The organism is Paraburkholderia sp. CNPSo 3076, assembly GCF_026343935.1.
Lineage (GTDB): Bacteria > Pseudomonadota > Gammaproteobacteria > Burkholderiales > Burkholderiaceae > Paraburkholderia > Paraburkholderia nodosa.
On the sequence record NZ_JAPMAL010000005.1, the window covers coordinates 130,765 to 145,551 of the forward strand.

Genomic DNA, 14,787 nt, shown 5'->3' on the forward strand with positions numbered 1-14,787 from the left:
CCGGGCCGATAGCTCAGCTGGTAGAGCAGCGGACTTTAATCCGTTAGTCACTGGTTCGAATCCAGTACGGCCCGCATTCAGCCAGCCGTTCCTGGAGGCCCATCCCGGCCTTGTGAGGCGAAGCACCGTGCCGGGACGGCGAAGCGCCGGTTATCCAGCACACTGCATGGCCGACCTTTGGACCGGATCACGGCGCCACGAATCCCGGCGCTCCGCGCCGACCCGATTTTGACTTGGGCGCCGCATCAGCACCTGCATAGGTGCTGCGCAATGTCCATTGCTGCCCGCGACGGTCCCGCTCAACGCGACGCGGTCCTCTCGCAGGCGTGAAGCCTTCAACCCGGTGTCATGCAGATCGACGCGCGTCGTCGTTCCGCCCTCGCGAAGATCGCCCGCTGGGATCAAGATTTGCCCGTTCTGGTCGCGCTAGCGCGAGCGACTGGTCTGGGGAAGCACGTCGCAGCCAACCGGCAGGCCAATCGCCGAGAGCAGGCATCGGGCTTCGGCGCATCCGCTCCCGGGATGGCGCTCGAATATCCGGTTGAACTCCGCGACGAGCGGACGGGCACGTTCGGGCAGCTGCGCTATCGCACCGCGATATCCGTCGTGCGCTCGCCTGATCGCGGAGGCGGCGCCTGCGATTCGTCAGCCCCGCCTGTATCGGCCTTGGGCCTTCGGCGCGGCGAGCCCTCAGGGTGAAGCGACTGGAGGAGCGTCTCTCCTTTGCCGGTCAGATACGCGCGTCGTGCGCCGGCAGCACAATGTTCGAGCATGACCAGCTGGCGCTCCAGCAGCGCGTCGAGCTCGGCGCGGTTCATGTCGAGCTGGTCCGGCGCCTGGCGGACGAGCATCAGGGTTGCAAATTCGTGTGGACTGAGCATTTCCGTCTCCTGAAGACCTCAAACTAAAGCAGGGGCGCGGTGAAGAAAAACGACACATGGTGCACAGCGCATTCGGGCCGCGTCGCGACGCAGCGACGCACCTTCATGCGACCAGCCCCGGCGATACCGTGCCTGCGAGACAGCCCGAATTGATGGCGCGTATCGCATATTCCGTCGTTTGCCGGTGCGCCTCGTCCGCGCTTGCCCAGTGCTGGGCGTAACGCGGCAGGTGCCACTTCGCGATCACGTGCTCGCCGCGCCGGATGCGGACCAGGGCCATGTAACTGTCCGGGACGCTCCCTGGCAGCGCGCAGTGCCATACGGGAAATGCGCGGGTCTCGATCGTGAAACCCTTCCAGCTTTTGCTTGCTGTGTTGTCCATGGGTGCCTCCACGTGGCCGGTGAGGCAGCGCAGGCCCGGCGGCCCGCGCTGCATGGCTTGAGCCGTTCGTGCGCATACGTTTAGCCAACGCTCACCTCGATGCGCCGCGGCTTCGCCTCCTCCCGGCGGGGAATGGTGAGCGTCAGGACACCATCGCGCAGTTGCGCGTCGATGCGCGACACGTCGAAGTCCGGGCTGAGCGTGAAGGCGCGCCAGAAGTGCGGATGGCGCACTTCAGCGTGCTGCAGGCGCAGCCCGGATGGCGTAGGAATCACCGCCTCCGCCTCGATGTTCAGACTGCCGTCCTGCACACGCACGTCGAGCTTTTCGCGCGGCACGCCTGGCAGGTCGGCATACAGCGTGATGCCGCGGCTGTCCTCGAATACGTCAACTGCAGGCGCGATCCGGGTGAGCTGCTTCGCTGCTTCGGCACCCTCCCGCGAGGCAACCTCCGTTCCCGCACGACGGGTGGCCAGTTCAGTGCTGTCGTTCATGATGTCCTCCGTGATTCTGTGTATCGGGTGGCTTACTGGACAGTGATGGCACGTGGCTTCGAGGCCTCAGAACGTCCGACGCTGACCGTCAGGCAACCGTTCACGTAGCGCGCGTTGACCTTGTCAGGATCCGCGTGCTGGGGCAGCTCGATCACCCGCCGGAACGCGCCCATGAAACGCTCCCTGGCATAGACGCGCGCCTCGTCCCCGACTTCGGTCTCCGGGGGCCTGCGTTCGCCACTGATCGTCAGCAGTCCCTTGTCGATCGAGACATCGATCGAAGCCGGATGCAGACCCGGCGCGAACGCGACGATCTCAACGCTGTCGTCAGTACTGCCTATGTTGATGGAAGGAAAGGTTTCACTGCGCATGGCGCGCAGGCTCGCGGGAAATCCCGCGAAGACGCTGGCCATCTGCCGTTGCAGGCGGTCGAATTCGCCCAGCAGATCGGGGCTGAAAAAGAGATCGCTCATGACTGGCTCCTTGAAACCGGGGCCTCTCACGAAGCTTCGAACCGGACCACGCGCTCCAGTCCGCCTGCCCGTGGGATAGCCCCGCCGACAAACAAATCGAAACACGCAGCGCTAATCGCGACTGCCTGAGCGATGGATAAAATAGCGCAAGGAACGGAAATTTCAAGGGGCCCTGCAACATGTCTTTCGGGGAGTCTTATGGTTCTTTTCGATACGCTTCAGGAACGGATCGACAGCGCGCGCCTGCCGCTCTTTGCTGTCACGCTCACGGCGGCTGCGCAGGTGATACGCCGCTTCTCGGCTGCAATGTCATCGGCGCCACGGCTTGCGAAGCACTCGCCTGCCGGCAGGCATTCGGTGATTTCGGAGGGGACACTGCCCACGGCGAGCCGCTCCTCGATGGCCATACCGATCGCGACGGGCTGATGCAGCTTGCCGCGCGCCGGGGCTATGTTCGCTGGCTTTTCCGCCCCGTCAAGGGGGCCTGTGGAGCACGCTCAGTCAACCGGACGACACCCTGGACCCCGACGGTGGGCGCCCGCCACTGTGTCCCGTCCCGCCTGCGCCCTGCAGCCCGCATCGCCGCCGCCGCACGGTTTGTCGCCTTGGGGCGGTCCATCGCATCCTGCTGCGGCACTGAAACAATTTGTTACAAAGAGGCATTTTCGCATCCCTTGAAGCGCCCAGGGGGCGCCCCTATTTCGCTTTCCGCCAGACATTGGCTCGGCTGCACGGAGGCAAATCACGCGCCCCGGTACCCGCAGCCGGATTCCCTTATTGGTGATCCTTTAATCGCTCAGGAGATGGAAATGCAGATTCGTCCCCTCTACGACCGGGTTATCGTCAAGCGAATCGAAACGCAGCGGACGACGGCCTCGGGCATCGTGATTCCCGATTCAGCGGCAGAAAAACCAGAACAGGGCGAAGTCGTTGCGGTCGGCAGCGGCCGGCCGCTGCAGGATGGAACGCTGCGCGCGCTCCAGCTGAAAGTCGGTGACCAGGTGCTCTTCGGCAAATACGCAGGCCAGACCGTCAAGGTCGATGGCGAGGAACTCCTCGTCATGCGCGAGGAAGACGTCATGGGCGTCCTCGAGGCTGACGCCGGCGCCGCCCGCAAGGCCGCCTGATCATCCGACCGGTCGCGGACACCCGCCCGGTCGTTCGCGACGTGTCGAGTCAACGACTTTACCCGGAGCAACAACATGAGTGCAAAAGACGTCAAGTTCCACGACAGCGCCCGCGCCCGTATCGTCAACGGCGTGAACGTGCTCGCCGATGCCGTCAAGGTCACGCTTGGGCCCAAAGGCCGCAATGTGCTGATCGAACGCGGCTTCGGCGCGCCGACCATCACCAAGGATGGTGTGTCGGTCGCAAAGGAAATCGAACTGAAGGACCGCTTCGAGAACATGGGCGCGCAGGTAGTCAAGCAGGTCGCGTCGAAGACCGCCGATGTGGCCGGCGATGGCACCACCACGGCCACCGTGCTCGCGCAGGCGATCGTGCAGGAGGGCATGAAGCACGTCGCGGCGGGCATGAATCCGATGGACCTCAAACGCGGTATCGACAGGGCCGTGGCCGCCGTGCTCGACGAGCTGCGCAAGCTCTCCAGGCCGATTTCCACCAATCGCGAAATCGCCCAGGTCGGATCGATCTCGGCAAATTCCGACGAATCGATCGGGAAAATCATCGCCGACGCGATGGAGCGCGTCGGCAAGGAAGGCGTAATCACCGTTGAAGACGGCAAGTCGCTCGAGAACGAGCTTGATGTGGTCGAAGGGATGCAGTTCGACCGTGGTTACGTGAGCCCCTACTTCATCAACGATCCGGAAAAGCAGGCCGCGCACCTCGACGATGCACTGATCCTGCTGCACGACAAAAAGATCTCGAATATCCGGGATCTGCTGCCGGTTCTCGAAGCGACCTCAAAGGCCGGCAAGCCCCTGCTGATCGTCGCGGAAGACATCGACGGTGAAGCACTGGCCACGCTCGTGGTCAACGCGATGCGAGGCATCCTGAAGGTCGCGGCCGTCAAGGCGCCAGGGTTCGGCGATCGCCGGAAGGCCATGCTCGAGGATATCGCGATCCTCACTGGCGCGACCGTGATCTCCGAGGAAACCGGCAAGCAACTGCAGAAGGCCGCGCTGGATGATCTCGGACGTGCGAAACGTGTTGAAGTCCGCAAGGACGAGACGATCATCATCGACGGCGCGGGTGAGGAGAAGCGCATCCAGGAGCGCGTATGGTCGATTCGCAGGCAGATCGAGGACACGACGAGCGACTACGATCGCGAGAAGCTCCAGGAGCGTCTGGCGAAGCTTGCGGGAGGCGTGGCCGTCATCAGGGTCGGTGCAGCGACTGAAGTTGAGATGAAGGAGAAAAAGGACCGCGTCGACGATGCACTGCATGCCACGCGTGCGGCAGTCGAGGAAGGGATCGTACCTGGCGGCGGGGTAGCGCTGCTGCGCGCGCGCGAGGCGGTGTCCACTCTTAAGGGCGTGAACGGCGATCAGGACGCGGGCATCCGCATCGTGCAGCGCGCGCTCGAGTCGCCGCTGCGCGTCATCGCCGCGAACGCCGGTGACGAGCCTTCTGTGGTCATCGCGAAGGTGCTCGCAGGCAAGGGCAACTTTGGCTACAACGCCGCTACCGGTGAGTACGGTGATCTCGTCGAAGCGGGCGTGGTCGATCCGACCAAGGTCACGCGCACCGCGCTACAGAATGCGGCGTCGATTGCCGGGCTGATCCTGACGACGGACGCGACGATCGCCGACGCACCGAAGGACGAAAAGCCAGTGCAGGCGAGCGCGCCGGAACTGGAATACTGACCGCATCGGTCTTGCTGTGTGCACCGCTCACCTGGCCCGGGCGCTGCGTTTCCTTCGGCACCGCTCTTTCTGTCTTCGCGGGGGCGGTGCCGCTTTTTACCTGGGACTGCCATGAAACTCGAACTTCGCATTGATTCAAGACCGCTCGACATCGAGATCGATGACGTCGTGGCGGGACTGCTGGCCGTACGGCTCGGCCTGCCAGCAGGCGAGGACAACCGGGACGTCCTCGCGCGCTATCTGAGCGAGAAGGGCGAGCCCTGGATTCTGGACGAGGAACACATGCGCCGACGCATCCTGCGCCGGCTGATCCTGGACATCGCCGACCCGGCGCTCGTAATCCGCCATCTCATGGCTGACCAGTGACCCTTGCGCCTGTGCGGTCAGTGGCGAAGCTTCCCCCCGGAATACTCGGGCGCGACTTCCTCGCGTTCCTGCAACTTTCTTTTGGTGATGAGATTCGCGCCGCCCAGGCCATCGACGATTCCGCGCTGCGCCAGGCGATGCGCGCCGTTGCTGGTGTACTGATGCTGCGCCCCCGAATGGCCGATTCGTTCGTCCGCTTATGCCCCTCTACTTACCGCCTGGCCATGGGATGCGGGTTCAGGCGGGAGGTGGCCGGTGCGCATGACGCCGAGGCCGCCACCACCTAGCCGCGCCGATGACGCAAACTTCCTCCGCACAGCGCAGCGGGCGCTAGCCAGCGCAGGACGCCTCACTGCGCGAGTTGACATCGCGCCCAAACCCGACACGTTTTCCGGGCTCACGGTCCCGCTTGATCTAACCACAGCATTTGGTCACCTCTAATGATATGCCGTCTCGCAATATGTAGAATGCGGCGCGCGAGCTTGTCATACTCCTTGGGCCTCGTCGTAGCGAAACCCGCAGATAACGCATTCCCAGATCTTCATCGCTTCTTCTCCCACTCCACACTAGCGGACATACTTCTGACCCAGCCCGATCTCCGCGAGTGCGCTGCGGTACGCGCCGGACGAGCGGTCAGCGAGAATCGGCGCTTCGAGCGAGCGGTCGATGGGCAGATCCTCAGGGCACTGCAGCTCGACGATTGCGAGGTCCTCCTCGAACACCTGTCGGTTAAACGCGTAGACGTCGTCGAGCGGCAAGTCCGTATCGAAATTGCGCGCGATCGGAACGAAGAGGCGCGTGAGCCGTGCCGACACCGGGCTCGCGGCATTGAGGATCGCGAGGCGTCCGTCTTCGGGAAAGTGAACGGTTAGTCATACGAATAACGGAACATCGACCTCGAAAACCCGCCGCCAGAGGAAACCTTCGGCGCGCGATGCTGCATCGACTTCGGAACGTTGCTCACGGTGCTCGCGTAGTCCGCACGCAAGCCGTTTGGGCGGCGCTCGACGGAGTATTGCGGAACGACCGGATTCTGCCGCCAGGCGACACCCACACGAGCCCACAGGCTTCCTGGACGGCATACGTCGCCAGGCACAGGCGCTCGGGTATCGGGCCTTCGGGTTGCGAGGGAATGTAGCTGCATTTGTTAGCATGGTCGAAGTCATTGCGACTACCTGCGTATGATCTGATAACAGCGCAGCGCCTTTACTGCGGGATTCGCCCAGCAACGCAATGCATTGGCGAGAACGGGCCAGCCGCAGCGAAATTTCCGCTTCCCTCGACCGGAGCCGTCCGGATGGACTTTAACGTCGGCCTTTTCGAAGTGCTGTTGCTCGTTTCGGCATTGGTGGCAATGCTCGTGCGGCGTTTACACATGCCGTACAGCGTCGGTCTGGTCATCGCTGGAATCGTCCTCTCTTTCCTCGCCTCTTCCCGATTTCCCGTTATCCCGCTCAACGAGGATTTCATTTACAACGTCCTGCTACCGCCGCTCATTTTCGAAGCGGCGTTTCACATGCGTTGGGGAGAAATTCGCAGGGACTTTGCCGTAGTCCAGACGTTAGCTTTCGTCGGCGTGCTCGTGTCGGCTGGCGTGACGGCAATGGGCATGCATTACCTGTTGCACTGGGAATGGATTTCGGGCCTGCTTTTCGGCATGTTGATCGCCGCCACGGATCCGGTCTCTGTGCTGGCTAGTTTCAAGGAAGCCGGCGTAGCGGGCCGCTTCAGGAATTTGATGGAGGCAGAGAGCCTCTTCAACGACGGCACGGCCGCGGCAGGCTTTCGCGTCGTGCTGGCATTCGTTGGCGGCGCGCACGTTCATCCGCTCGACGTGCTGAAGATTACCGGCGTCGTGCTTCTCGGTTCGGTCCTTTGCGGCTTGCTGATCGGCAACGTGGTGCTGTCGCTGCTACACCGTACCGACGATCACCTCGTCGAGATTGCGTTTGCAATGATCGCGGCCTATGGCTCGTTTCTGCTCGCCGAAAATCTTCATCTTTCGGGGGTGCTGGCGACGCTGGTTGCGGGCCTCGTGATGGGGACGCGCAACGCCGTCAATCCGATGACGAAGAGAGGCCGCGGAGCCGTTGAGAACGTACTCGAATACGCGGTATTTGCGGCGAATTCGTTCATCTTTCTCTTCATTGGCATTCAGCAGGCTCAGCGGAAGTACGAAACGGTGTGGGCTGCGATCGGCATCGCCGTGGTCGTCGTGATGCTCGCCCGCGCGGTGGCTGTCTACCCGTGCTGCATGCTTTTCGCGCGCTCACCGCTGCGCATCGACGTGCGGCATCAACATATCCTGTTCTGGGGGGGAATGCGAGGCGCGCTGGCTTTGGCGCTCGCAATGGGCTTGCCGCCCGGTGTGCCGCGTCGCGAGGAAATTGTCACGGTGTCGTTTGCCGTGGTCGCCTTTTCGATCTTCGTTCAGGGCACCACGATGACAGCATTGCTGCGGCGATTGCGGGTCGTGTGACGTTACGTGGGCGCGGTGACGATGTTAGTGGAGCATCGTGACAGGGGTTGAAGTCAGGCGCCATAACCTGGCGAGGACGGTCCATTTGTGGAAAAAGCCGAGGTGGCTTGCGTCAAGCACCACAATATCCGCATGCCCCTTCTCTGCACACTGCGCGATGGTCCGCTCCGCCGGCCCGAACACGCGTTTCCATGTGTACGGGACGCCGGCGTCATCGAGAATCGCCCGCGTCTGCATGAGCGCATCGAGTGCTGCCTGCTTCTCCCGCCTGTGCAACGCTGCCGGTGAATGAAACGCTACGGCACGGCCTTGCGCCACATCGTCGAGCACTTCGACGATCTCAATCTCGGATACGCATCGCTCGGAAAACAGGAATGCTCCGTGGCGCGCCGCTTCGGTTGCCCCTTTGGCACCGAGCACGGGAATAAGCAGTTTCAGCACAGCCAACCTCCAGTCCACATCCATCCGTCATTTTCAGCTTGATTGAAGCACGGACCTCGCCAGGATGACGTAAAAGTACAAGGGCAGTGTATAAAAATCTCATCAACATCCTACGCCGACGAGGCAATATCCAACCCCGGTCTCCGTCACGATATGCTCGGGCCGGGCCGGATCCCCTTCGAGCTTCTGGCGCAGGTGCGCCATATAGATGCGCAGGTAGTTCGCGTTTTGCGCATGGGCGGGTCCCCAAACCTCCTCGAGGAGTTGGCGATGGGTCAGCACACAGCCCGCGTGGCGAACGAGCGTGACCAGCAGGCGATACTCGATGGGTGACAGATGGATCGTCGCGCCGTCGCGCTGCACCGACCTGGCCGCCAGATTGACCGTCACCGCGCCGAACGACACCCTGGCCGAATCCGGGGTCACGGAGCGATCCTGCCTGCGCAGGTGCGCCCGGATTCGTGCCAGCAATTCGGCAATGCCGAACGGCGTGGTCATGTAGTCGTCGGCCCCCGCGTCGAGCGCCACCACCTTGTCCTTTTCCTGGGAGCGTGCCGACAGCACGATGACCGGCACAGCGGACCAGGCGCGCAGTTGCCGGATCACCTCCACACCATCGATATCCGGCAGGCCCGGGTCGATAATCACCAGATCGGGCCTGGCGGTAGCGGTGATGACGAGCCCTTCCTGCCCGGTGCCGGCAACGAAGACGCGCATCGCCTCGCTTTCAAGTGCGGCTCGCACATACCGGCGAATCTGCCTGTCATCCCCGATCAGGACAACCGTAACGCTCGGATCGCTCATGGCATGGATATGCGATTCACGGGACTACCGGAGGCGTCCGGCGACCAGCTCTGGGACGTCCCCGCATCGGGAAGTTCCGGGACTTCGGTTTCCGCAGGGGGTGTTTCGTCCGCAGGCAGCATGAACCAGAAACAGGCGCCGAGCACGTTACCGTTCATATCCGTGCGGTTGGACGCGCCTATCCTGCCCCCGTGCGCCTCCACGATCGCGCGGCAGATGGCAAGCCCTAGACCGATGCCCGGCAGTGCCGATTCTTTCTCACCACGGGTGAACTTGTCGAACACCCGTGTTTCCATTCCCGCAGGCAGACCCGGCCCGCCATCCTGGACCTCGACCCGCACGTACCGGTGTGCCTCCTCCTGCAACATGGACGCATCAATGGTCAGCGGCGACCCTGCGGGCGTATATTTGGCCGCGTTCTCGAACAGGTTGGCGAAGAGCCGTTCGACGAGTACCGCGTCGAACTGCACGAGCGGGATATCCGCGGGCACACGCGCCTGAACCTTGCGTTCGCCCAGCATGCGCCGGCAGCCGGCCAGCGCGGAGCCGATCACCTCCTCGATCGACGACCATTGCCGGTTCAGCCGCATGCTGCCTTCCTCGAGACGCGCCATGTCGAGCAGATTGACGACGAGCCCATTCATCCTCAGCGCCTCCTCGCGGATCGCCTCCGAGAGCTCCTGTGCCCTGGGCCCGCCCGTCACGGCGGCGCCCTGCTCGGCAAGCACCGAGGCAAAACCCACGATCGCCGTGAGGGGCGTGCGCAGGTCATGGGAAATCGCGGACAACAACGAGTTGCGCAGTCGTTCCGATTCCATGCTGACCAGTGCGTCCTGTGCGATCTCGACGTAGTGCACCCGTTCGAGCGCGAGCGCGATCTGCGCGACAAAGGTGTCGAGCATGCGCCGCTGCTCGGGCACGGCAAACTCCGCCATCCGTTCAGACAGCAACGCGATCACGCCGCGCGTGCGCATCGGCGCCTTCAGCGGCAGGTACAGCGCCGTCGCGGCAGGAAGAGTCTCCGTGCCTTGACCGGCCTGTTTCTGCTTGTCGTAGACCCATTGGGCGATATCGAGGTCGACGTCGTTGAGTGCGGTCACCGGATCGGGATTCTCGACCTTGGGCCGCACCTTCTCCACGCTATCCGGCAGCAGGATCGCCGTGCGTGCCTGGAACACTTCGCTCACGTGACGCATGCCGATCTCGATGATCTGGTCCGTCATCAGTGCGCCCCCCAGTTCGCGCGTCATCGCGAACATTGCCCCCGTGCGGCGCTCGCGCAGCGTAGCGAGATGCGCCTGACGCTTGAGACTCGCCGTCAGGTGACTGATCATCAGCGAGGTCATCAGCATCACGGCGAAGGTGAGCAGATATTGCGTGTCGGCGACCGTGAACGACATGCGTGGGGGCACGAAAAAGAAGTCGAACGCCGCCACACCGAGAAACGAGAACAGCACGCCCGGCCCGCGCCCGAGCCGCGCGGCCGTAAAGACAGCGCCGAGCAGGTAGAGCATCACGAGATTGGTCTGCGCGATCCGGTCAAGCAGCATGCCCGCAATCGCCGTAATGGCCGCACAGATCGCGAGTGCGTAGGCATAGGAGACCGGTGTGGAGCGGTGCGCTCCCATAGCGGGCCCCGCAAAGCCGCTCACGGCATCGTGGCGCTCGGCGGCTTCGCGCACCGCGCCGGAGTTGACCACCGTGACGTCGATATCGCGCGCCGACCAGACCATCTGCTGCGCAACGGACGGACTGAGGCGAGCGCGCCATCCCCTCACCGATGACGCGCCCACCACGAGCTTCGATACGTTGCGCATGCGAGCGTACGCCAGCACCGTCGGCGCGACCTCGTCGCCCTGCAGCGTGACCGTTTCCGCGCCCAGCTCGGACGCGAGCTTGAGCGCGTCGAGCGTGCGCTTGCGAATGGCATCGGGCAGCCGCGCCAGCTTCGGCGTCTCGACGTAGACCGCCAGCCAGTCCGCTTTCTGGTTCGAAGCGAGGCGCGCCGCCGCGCGCACGAGATTGCTGCTCGCCTGGCCCGCCCCGACGCACACGATGATGCGTTCGCGCGCCTGCCAGATCCGCTCGATCGACTGATCGGCGCGATACTCGCGCATCTGCGCGTCGACGCGGTCAGCCGTGCGGCGCAATGCGAGTTCGCGCAGCGCGATCAGGTTACCCTTGCGAAAGAAATTGCGGACCGCATGCTCCGCCTGCTGCGGCATGTAGACCTTGCCTTCGCGCAGCCGGTCAAGCAGTTCCTCGGGCGGCAGATCGACCAGCGTCACCTCGTCGGCAAGATCGAACACGCGGTCGGGCACTGTCTCCCACACGCGAATGCCCGTGATCTGCCCGACCACGTCGTTCAGGCTCTCGAGATGCTGGACGTTGACCGTCGTGAACACGTCGATGCCGGCATCCAGCAGCTCCTGCACGTCCTGCCAGCGCTTCAGATGCCGGCTGCCCTGCACGTTCGAATGCGCGAGCTCGTCGACAAGGATCAGTTGCGGCTTGCGCGCGAGCGCGGCGTCGAGATCGAATTCGGCAAGCAGGCGGCCGCGATATTCAATGCGCGCCGGTGCGATGACCTCCAGGCCTTCGATCAGTGCGAGCGTCTCCTTGCGCCCATGCGTTTCGACGATCCCCACGACGACGTCGGCACCTTCGTCCGTGCGGCGCCGCGCGGCCTGCAGCATCGCAAACGTCTTGCCGACGCCGGCCGATGCGCCAAAGAATATTTTGAGCCGTCCTCGCTGGCTTTTCTCCTCGTCACGCTGCATCCGGTCCAGCAGTTCGTCGGGATCGGGCCGGTTCATCGCACGTCTCCTTGCGAGTCATCCCATTGTCATGTTGTCGGAGGGACGCGCGTTGGCCAGGTCACGCCGCGCCAGCAGAACCTCAACGCATCGGCTTGATCTCGTCGAGCGCGAGGTTCAGCGTCAGCACATTGACGCGAGGCTCCCCGAATATGCCGAGCTGCCGTCCAGACGTGTTCTGCGCGATCAGGCCATTGACCTGGTCGAGCGGCAGTCCGCGCGCTTTCGCCACGCGCGCGGCCTGATACGCCGCCGCGGCCGGCGTGATGTCAGGGTCCAGCCCGCTGCCTGACGAAGTCACGAGATCCACCGGTAACGGGGTGGTGTTCGACGGATCGGCATCGTGCAGCGCCGCGATGCGCCCTTTCACTTCGTCGGCAAGGGCCGGATTCGTCGGTCCGAGGTTCGAGCCGCCAGAATTCTGTGCGTTATAAGGATTCGGTGTCGTGGCCGACACGCGGCCCCAGAAGTAGTACGGTGCGTCGAACTGCTGGCCAATCAGCGCGGAGCCGACCGGCTTGCCGTTCTTTTCGATCAGGCTGCCGTTCGCGCGATGCGAAAACATGGCCTGGGACACTGCCGTCACCACAAGCGGATAGACACCGCCCGTGATCACCGTCAGCAACACAAACAACACCAGCACGGGGCGCAAGGAATTGTTCATGGTTCAAACCCATCCAAATGCGGTAAGCACGACATCAATGAGCTTGATGAACGGAAATGGCAACAGGATGCCGCCAAGACCGTAGATCAGCAGGTTCCGGCGCAAAACAGCGGCGGCGCCGAGCGCGCGATACTTTACGCCCTTGAGCGCAAGCGGGATGAGCGCGACGATGATGAGCGCGTTGAAGATCACCGCAGACAAAATGGCCGATGACGGGGACGTCAGGTGCATCACGTCGAGCACGCGCAGATTCGGGTAAGTCGAGGCGAAGGCCGCCGGAATGATCGCGAAATACTTCGCGACGTCGTTCGCGATAGAGAACGTCGTCAGCGAACCGCGTGTCATCAGCATCTGCTTGCCGATCTCGACGATCTCGATCAGCTTCGTCGGGTTCGAATCGAGATCGACCATGTTGCCCGCTTCCTTCGCCGCCTGCGTGCCGCTGTTCATCGCCACTGCGACGTCAGCCTGTGCGAGCGCGGGCGCATCGTTGGTACCGTCACCCGTCATCGCGACGAGCCGCCCGGCCGACTGATGCGTGCGGATCATCTTGAGCTTGGCTTCCGGCGTCGCTTCGGCGAGGAAGTCGTCGACACCGGCCTCAGCGGCAATCGCTGCGGCCGTGAGCCGGTTGTCGCCGGTGATCATGACCGTGCGGATGCCCATCTTGCGCAGTTCGGCAAACCGCTCCTTGATGCCTCCCTTGACGATGTCCTTCAACTCGATCACGCCGAGCACGCGCGCCGGACCACCTTCGCCGCTGCCGTGACCACCCGGCTTTTCGGCGACCACCAGCGGCGTGCTCCCGCGTCGCGCGACATCCGTCACCGCGTTGTTGACCTCTCCCGGATAGCGGCCGCCATGGGACTCGACATACAGCTTCACCGCATCCGATGCGCCCTTTCGGATCTCGCGCTCCGGCAGGTCGACGCCGCTCATCCGCGTCTGCGCCGTGAAGCCGAGGAACGTGGCGTGCAGCGCGCCCATGTCGCGCTCCCGGATATTGAAGCGCTGCTTGGCGAGCACGACGATGCTGCGGCCCTCCGGCGTTTCGTCGGCGAGCGACGCCAGTTGCGCCGCGTCGGCAAGGTCCTGCTCCGAGACGCCGGGAGCCGGCACAAAGGTCGACGCCTGCCGGTTGCCCAGCGTGATGGTGCCTGTCTTGTCCAGCAGCAGCACGTCGACGTCGCCCGCCGCCTCGACAGCGCGCCCCGAGGTTGCGATCACGTTCGCCTGCATCATGCGGCTCATGCCTGCCACGCCAATCGCGGAAAGCAGCCCGCCGATGGTGGTGGGAATCAGGCACACCAGCAGGGCGACGAGGGCCGTGATGGTCACGACGTGGCCCGCCTGCGCGGCTGCCACGGAGAAGATCGAGAACGGCAATAAGGTCGCCGTAGCGAACAGCAGCACGAGTGTCAGCGCCACCAGCAGGATCGTCAGCGCGATCTCGTTTGGGGTCTTCTGCCGCTTGGCTCCTTCGACCATCGCGATCATCCGGTCGAGGAAAGCCTCCCCGGGATTGACCGAGACGCGCACGACAATCCAGTCCGACAGCACGCGCGTGCCGCCCGTCACCGACGAAAAGTCACCACCGGATTCGCGGATCACCGGCGCGGATTCGCCCGTAATGGCCGATTCGTCAACCGACGCAACGCCCTCGATGACCTCGCCATCGGCCGGAATCGTGTCTCCCGTCTCGATCAGCACGATATCGCCTTTCCGCAGATCGGTGGAGGCCATCACCGTGACGGGCGATTTCGGATGCGGGTCGTTGAGCTTTTTCGCCATCACGTTGTGCTTCGCGCTGCGCAGCGACGCTGCCTGTGCCTTGGAGCGGCCTTCGGCGAGCGCTTCCGCAAAGTTGGCGAAGAGCACGGTGAACCACAGCCACAGCGCAATGGCGAGGATGAAGCCCGCTGGCGCCTCGGCCTGACCGGCGAGCGCGGCGAACCACAGTATCGTCGTCAGGATGCTGCCCACGTACACGCAAAACATCACGGGATTGCGCAACTGGGTACGCGGCCTGAGCTTTCTGAAGGACTCGGCGATTGCGGGCTTCACGAGCACCGGATCGAACATCGAGCGTGCGGCCGTGCGTGCCTGGCCGAGATTGTCTGGGCGATGGGCAGGCGGTTGAGTGGGCGTAGTCATGCTTTCCT

16 protein-coding genes and 1 tRNA gene are annotated in these 14,787 nt (G+C 63.6%); 6 read left to right on the forward strand and 11 right to left on the reverse strand.

Going from position 1 to position 14,787, the window contains the following annotated elements; all coding sequences use genetic code 11:
- Positions 1-2 precede the first annotated feature (2 nt).
- A tRNA-OTHER gene (locus M3A49_RS07820) sits at positions 3-74 on the forward strand.
- Between the two features lie 510 nt (positions 75-584).
- Here the strand turns inward: M3A49_RS07820 and M3A49_RS07825 are convergent.
- The 5 genes from M3A49_RS07825 to M3A49_RS42650 form a co-directional block, all read right to left on the reverse strand.
- Entirely contained in the window at positions 585-881 is a 297-nt protein-coding gene (locus M3A49_RS07825; RefSeq protein WP_254354410.1) for a hypothetical protein, read from the reverse strand.
- Between the two features lie 103 nt (positions 882-984).
- The gene (locus M3A49_RS07830; RefSeq protein ID WP_266228191.1) at positions 985-1,263 is read right to left on the reverse strand and encodes a hypothetical protein; all 279 of its coding nucleotides are present in this window, start codon (positions 1,261-1,263) and stop codon (positions 985-987) included.
- Between the two features lie 80 nt (positions 1,264-1,343).
- Positions 1,344-1,757 carry an Hsp20/alpha crystallin family protein gene (locus tag M3A49_RS07835; RefSeq protein WP_266228192.1) on the reverse strand — a complete coding sequence of 138 codons (414 nt, stop codon included), beginning with the start codon at positions 1,755-1,757 and terminating at the stop codon, positions 1,344-1,346.
- 32 nt (positions 1,758-1,789) lie between these two features.
- Complete coding sequence (locus tag M3A49_RS07840) at positions 1,790-2,230, reverse strand: Hsp20/alpha crystallin family protein (protein ID WP_266228194.1); 441 nt, start codon at positions 2,228-2,230, stop codon at positions 1,790-1,792.
- A 218-nt stretch (positions 2,231-2,448) separates the two neighbouring features.
- The gene (locus M3A49_RS42650; protein WP_416338930.1) at positions 2,449-2,637 is read right to left on the reverse strand and encodes a hypothetical protein; all 189 of its coding nucleotides are present in this window, start codon (positions 2,635-2,637) and stop codon (positions 2,449-2,451) included.
- Between the two features lie 402 nt (positions 2,638-3,039).
- Between M3A49_RS42650 and M3A49_RS07850 the strand changes: the two genes are divergently transcribed.
- The 4 genes from M3A49_RS07850 to M3A49_RS07865 all read left to right on the forward strand — a co-directional run bounded on the left by M3A49_RS07850 (position 3,040) and on the right by M3A49_RS07865 (position 5,708).
- Positions 3,040-3,357, forward strand: a complete 318-nt coding sequence (locus M3A49_RS07850) for a co-chaperone GroES (RefSeq protein WP_254354414.1) — start codon at positions 3,040-3,042, stop codon at positions 3,355-3,357.
- 75 nt (positions 3,358-3,432) lie between these two features.
- Positions 3,433-5,055, forward strand: coding sequence for a chaperonin GroEL (gene groL, locus M3A49_RS07855; protein ID WP_266228195.1), 1,623 nt, complete (start codon positions 3,433-3,435; stop codon positions 5,053-5,055).
- A 111-nt stretch (positions 5,056-5,166) separates the two neighbouring features.
- Positions 5,167-5,421: a hypothetical protein gene (locus M3A49_RS07860; RefSeq protein WP_266228196.1), complete on the forward strand. Its 255-nt coding sequence runs from the start codon at positions 5,167-5,169 to the stop codon at positions 5,419-5,421.
- Positions 5,422-5,441: 20 nt separating this feature from the next.
- Positions 5,442-5,708 (forward strand): hypothetical protein, encoded by a 267-nt coding sequence (locus M3A49_RS07865; RefSeq protein ID WP_266228198.1) that lies wholly within the window; start codon positions 5,442-5,444, stop codon positions 5,706-5,708.
- A gap of 279 nt (positions 5,709-5,987) precedes the next feature.
- Here the strand turns inward: M3A49_RS07865 and M3A49_RS07870 are convergent, their stop codons facing one another.
- Positions 5,988-6,236, reverse strand: coding sequence for a hypothetical protein (locus tag M3A49_RS07870; RefSeq protein WP_266228199.1), 249 nt, complete (start codon positions 6,234-6,236; stop codon positions 5,988-5,990).
- 482 nt (positions 6,237-6,718) lie between these two features.
- Between M3A49_RS07870 and M3A49_RS07875 the strand changes: the two genes are divergently transcribed.
- The gene (locus M3A49_RS07875; protein ID WP_266228200.1) at positions 6,719-7,900 is read left to right on the forward strand and encodes a cation:proton antiporter; all 1,182 of its coding nucleotides are present in this window, start codon (positions 6,719-6,721) and stop codon (positions 7,898-7,900) included.
- 24 nt (positions 7,901-7,924) lie between these two features.
- Here M3A49_RS07875 and M3A49_RS07880 read toward each other — a convergent pair whose 3' ends face one another.
- From M3A49_RS07880 to kdpB, 5 genes are all read right to left on the reverse strand, one after another.
- Positions 7,925-8,341 (reverse strand): universal stress protein, encoded by a 417-nt coding sequence (locus M3A49_RS07880; protein ID WP_266228201.1) that lies wholly within the window; start codon positions 8,339-8,341, stop codon positions 7,925-7,927.
- 102 nt (positions 8,342-8,443) lie between these two features.
- Entirely contained in the window at positions 8,444-9,145 is a 702-nt protein-coding gene (locus M3A49_RS07885) for a response regulator (protein ID WP_266228202.1), read from the reverse strand.
- The gene (locus M3A49_RS07890; RefSeq protein WP_266228203.1) at positions 9,142-11,961 is read right to left on the reverse strand and encodes a DUF4118 domain-containing protein; all 2,820 of its coding nucleotides are present in this window, start codon (positions 11,959-11,961) and stop codon (positions 9,142-9,144) included. The genes M3A49_RS07885 and M3A49_RS07890 overlap by 4 nt, the downstream gene beginning before the upstream one ends.
- Before the next feature lie 82 nt (positions 11,962-12,043).
- On the reverse strand, positions 12,044-12,625 hold the full coding sequence (gene kdpC / locus M3A49_RS07895) for a potassium-transporting ATPase subunit KdpC (protein WP_266228204.1): 582 nt from the start codon (positions 12,623-12,625) through the stop codon (positions 12,044-12,046).
- Between the two features lie 3 nt (positions 12,626-12,628).
- Complete coding sequence (kdpB, locus tag M3A49_RS07900) at positions 12,629-14,779, reverse strand: potassium-transporting ATPase subunit KdpB (RefSeq protein WP_323183120.1); 2,151 nt, start codon at positions 14,777-14,779, stop codon at positions 12,629-12,631.
- Positions 14,780-14,787: the final 8 nt, after the last annotated feature.

What these genes read in the sequence shown, in the direction of transcription:
- M3A49_RS07825 (WP_254354410.1), bottom strand. Translation starts at nt 881, where the DNA reads ATGCTCAGTCCACACGAATTTGCAACCCTGATGCTCGTCCGCCAGGCG.
- M3A49_RS07830 (WP_266228191.1), bottom strand. Translation starts at nt 1,263, where the DNA reads ATGGACAACACAGCAAGCAAAAGCTGGAAGGGTTTCACGATCGAGACC.
- M3A49_RS07835 (WP_266228192.1), bottom strand. Translation starts at nt 1,757, where the DNA reads ATGAACGACAGCACTGAACTGGCCACCCGTCGTGCGGGAACGGAGGTT.
- M3A49_RS07840 (WP_266228194.1), bottom strand. Translation starts at nt 2,230, where the DNA reads ATGAGCGATCTCTTTTTCAGCCCCGATCTGCTGGGCGAATTCGACCGC.
- M3A49_RS42650 (WP_416338930.1), bottom strand. Translation starts at nt 2,637, where the DNA reads ATGGCCATCGAGGAGCGGCTCGCCGTGGGCAGTGTCCCCTCCGAAATC.
- M3A49_RS07850 (WP_254354414.1), top strand. Translation starts at nt 3,040, where the DNA reads ATGCAGATTCGTCCCCTCTACGACCGGGTTATCGTCAAGCGAATCGAA.
- groL (WP_266228195.1), top strand. Translation starts at nt 3,433, where the DNA reads ATGAGTGCAAAAGACGTCAAGTTCCACGACAGCGCCCGCGCCCGTATC.
- M3A49_RS07860 (WP_266228196.1), top strand. Translation starts at nt 5,167, where the DNA reads ATGAAACTCGAACTTCGCATTGATTCAAGACCGCTCGACATCGAGATC.
- M3A49_RS07875 (WP_266228200.1), top strand. Translation starts at nt 6,719, where the DNA reads ATGGACTTTAACGTCGGCCTTTTCGAAGTGCTGTTGCTCGTTTCGGCA.
- M3A49_RS07885 (WP_266228202.1), bottom strand. Translation starts at nt 9,145, where the DNA reads ATGAGCGATCCGAGCGTTACGGTTGTCCTGATCGGGGATGACAGGCAG.
- M3A49_RS07890 (WP_266228203.1), bottom strand. Translation starts at nt 11,961, where the DNA reads ATGAACCGGCCCGATCCCGACGAACTGCTGGACCGGATGCAGCGTGAC.
- kdpC (WP_266228204.1), bottom strand. Translation starts at nt 12,625, where the DNA reads ATGAACAATTCCTTGCGCCCCGTGCTGGTGTTGTTTGTGTTGCTGACG.
- kdpB (WP_323183120.1), bottom strand. Translation starts at nt 14,779, where the DNA reads ATGACTACGCCCACTCAACCGCCTGCCCATCGCCCAGACAATCTCGGC.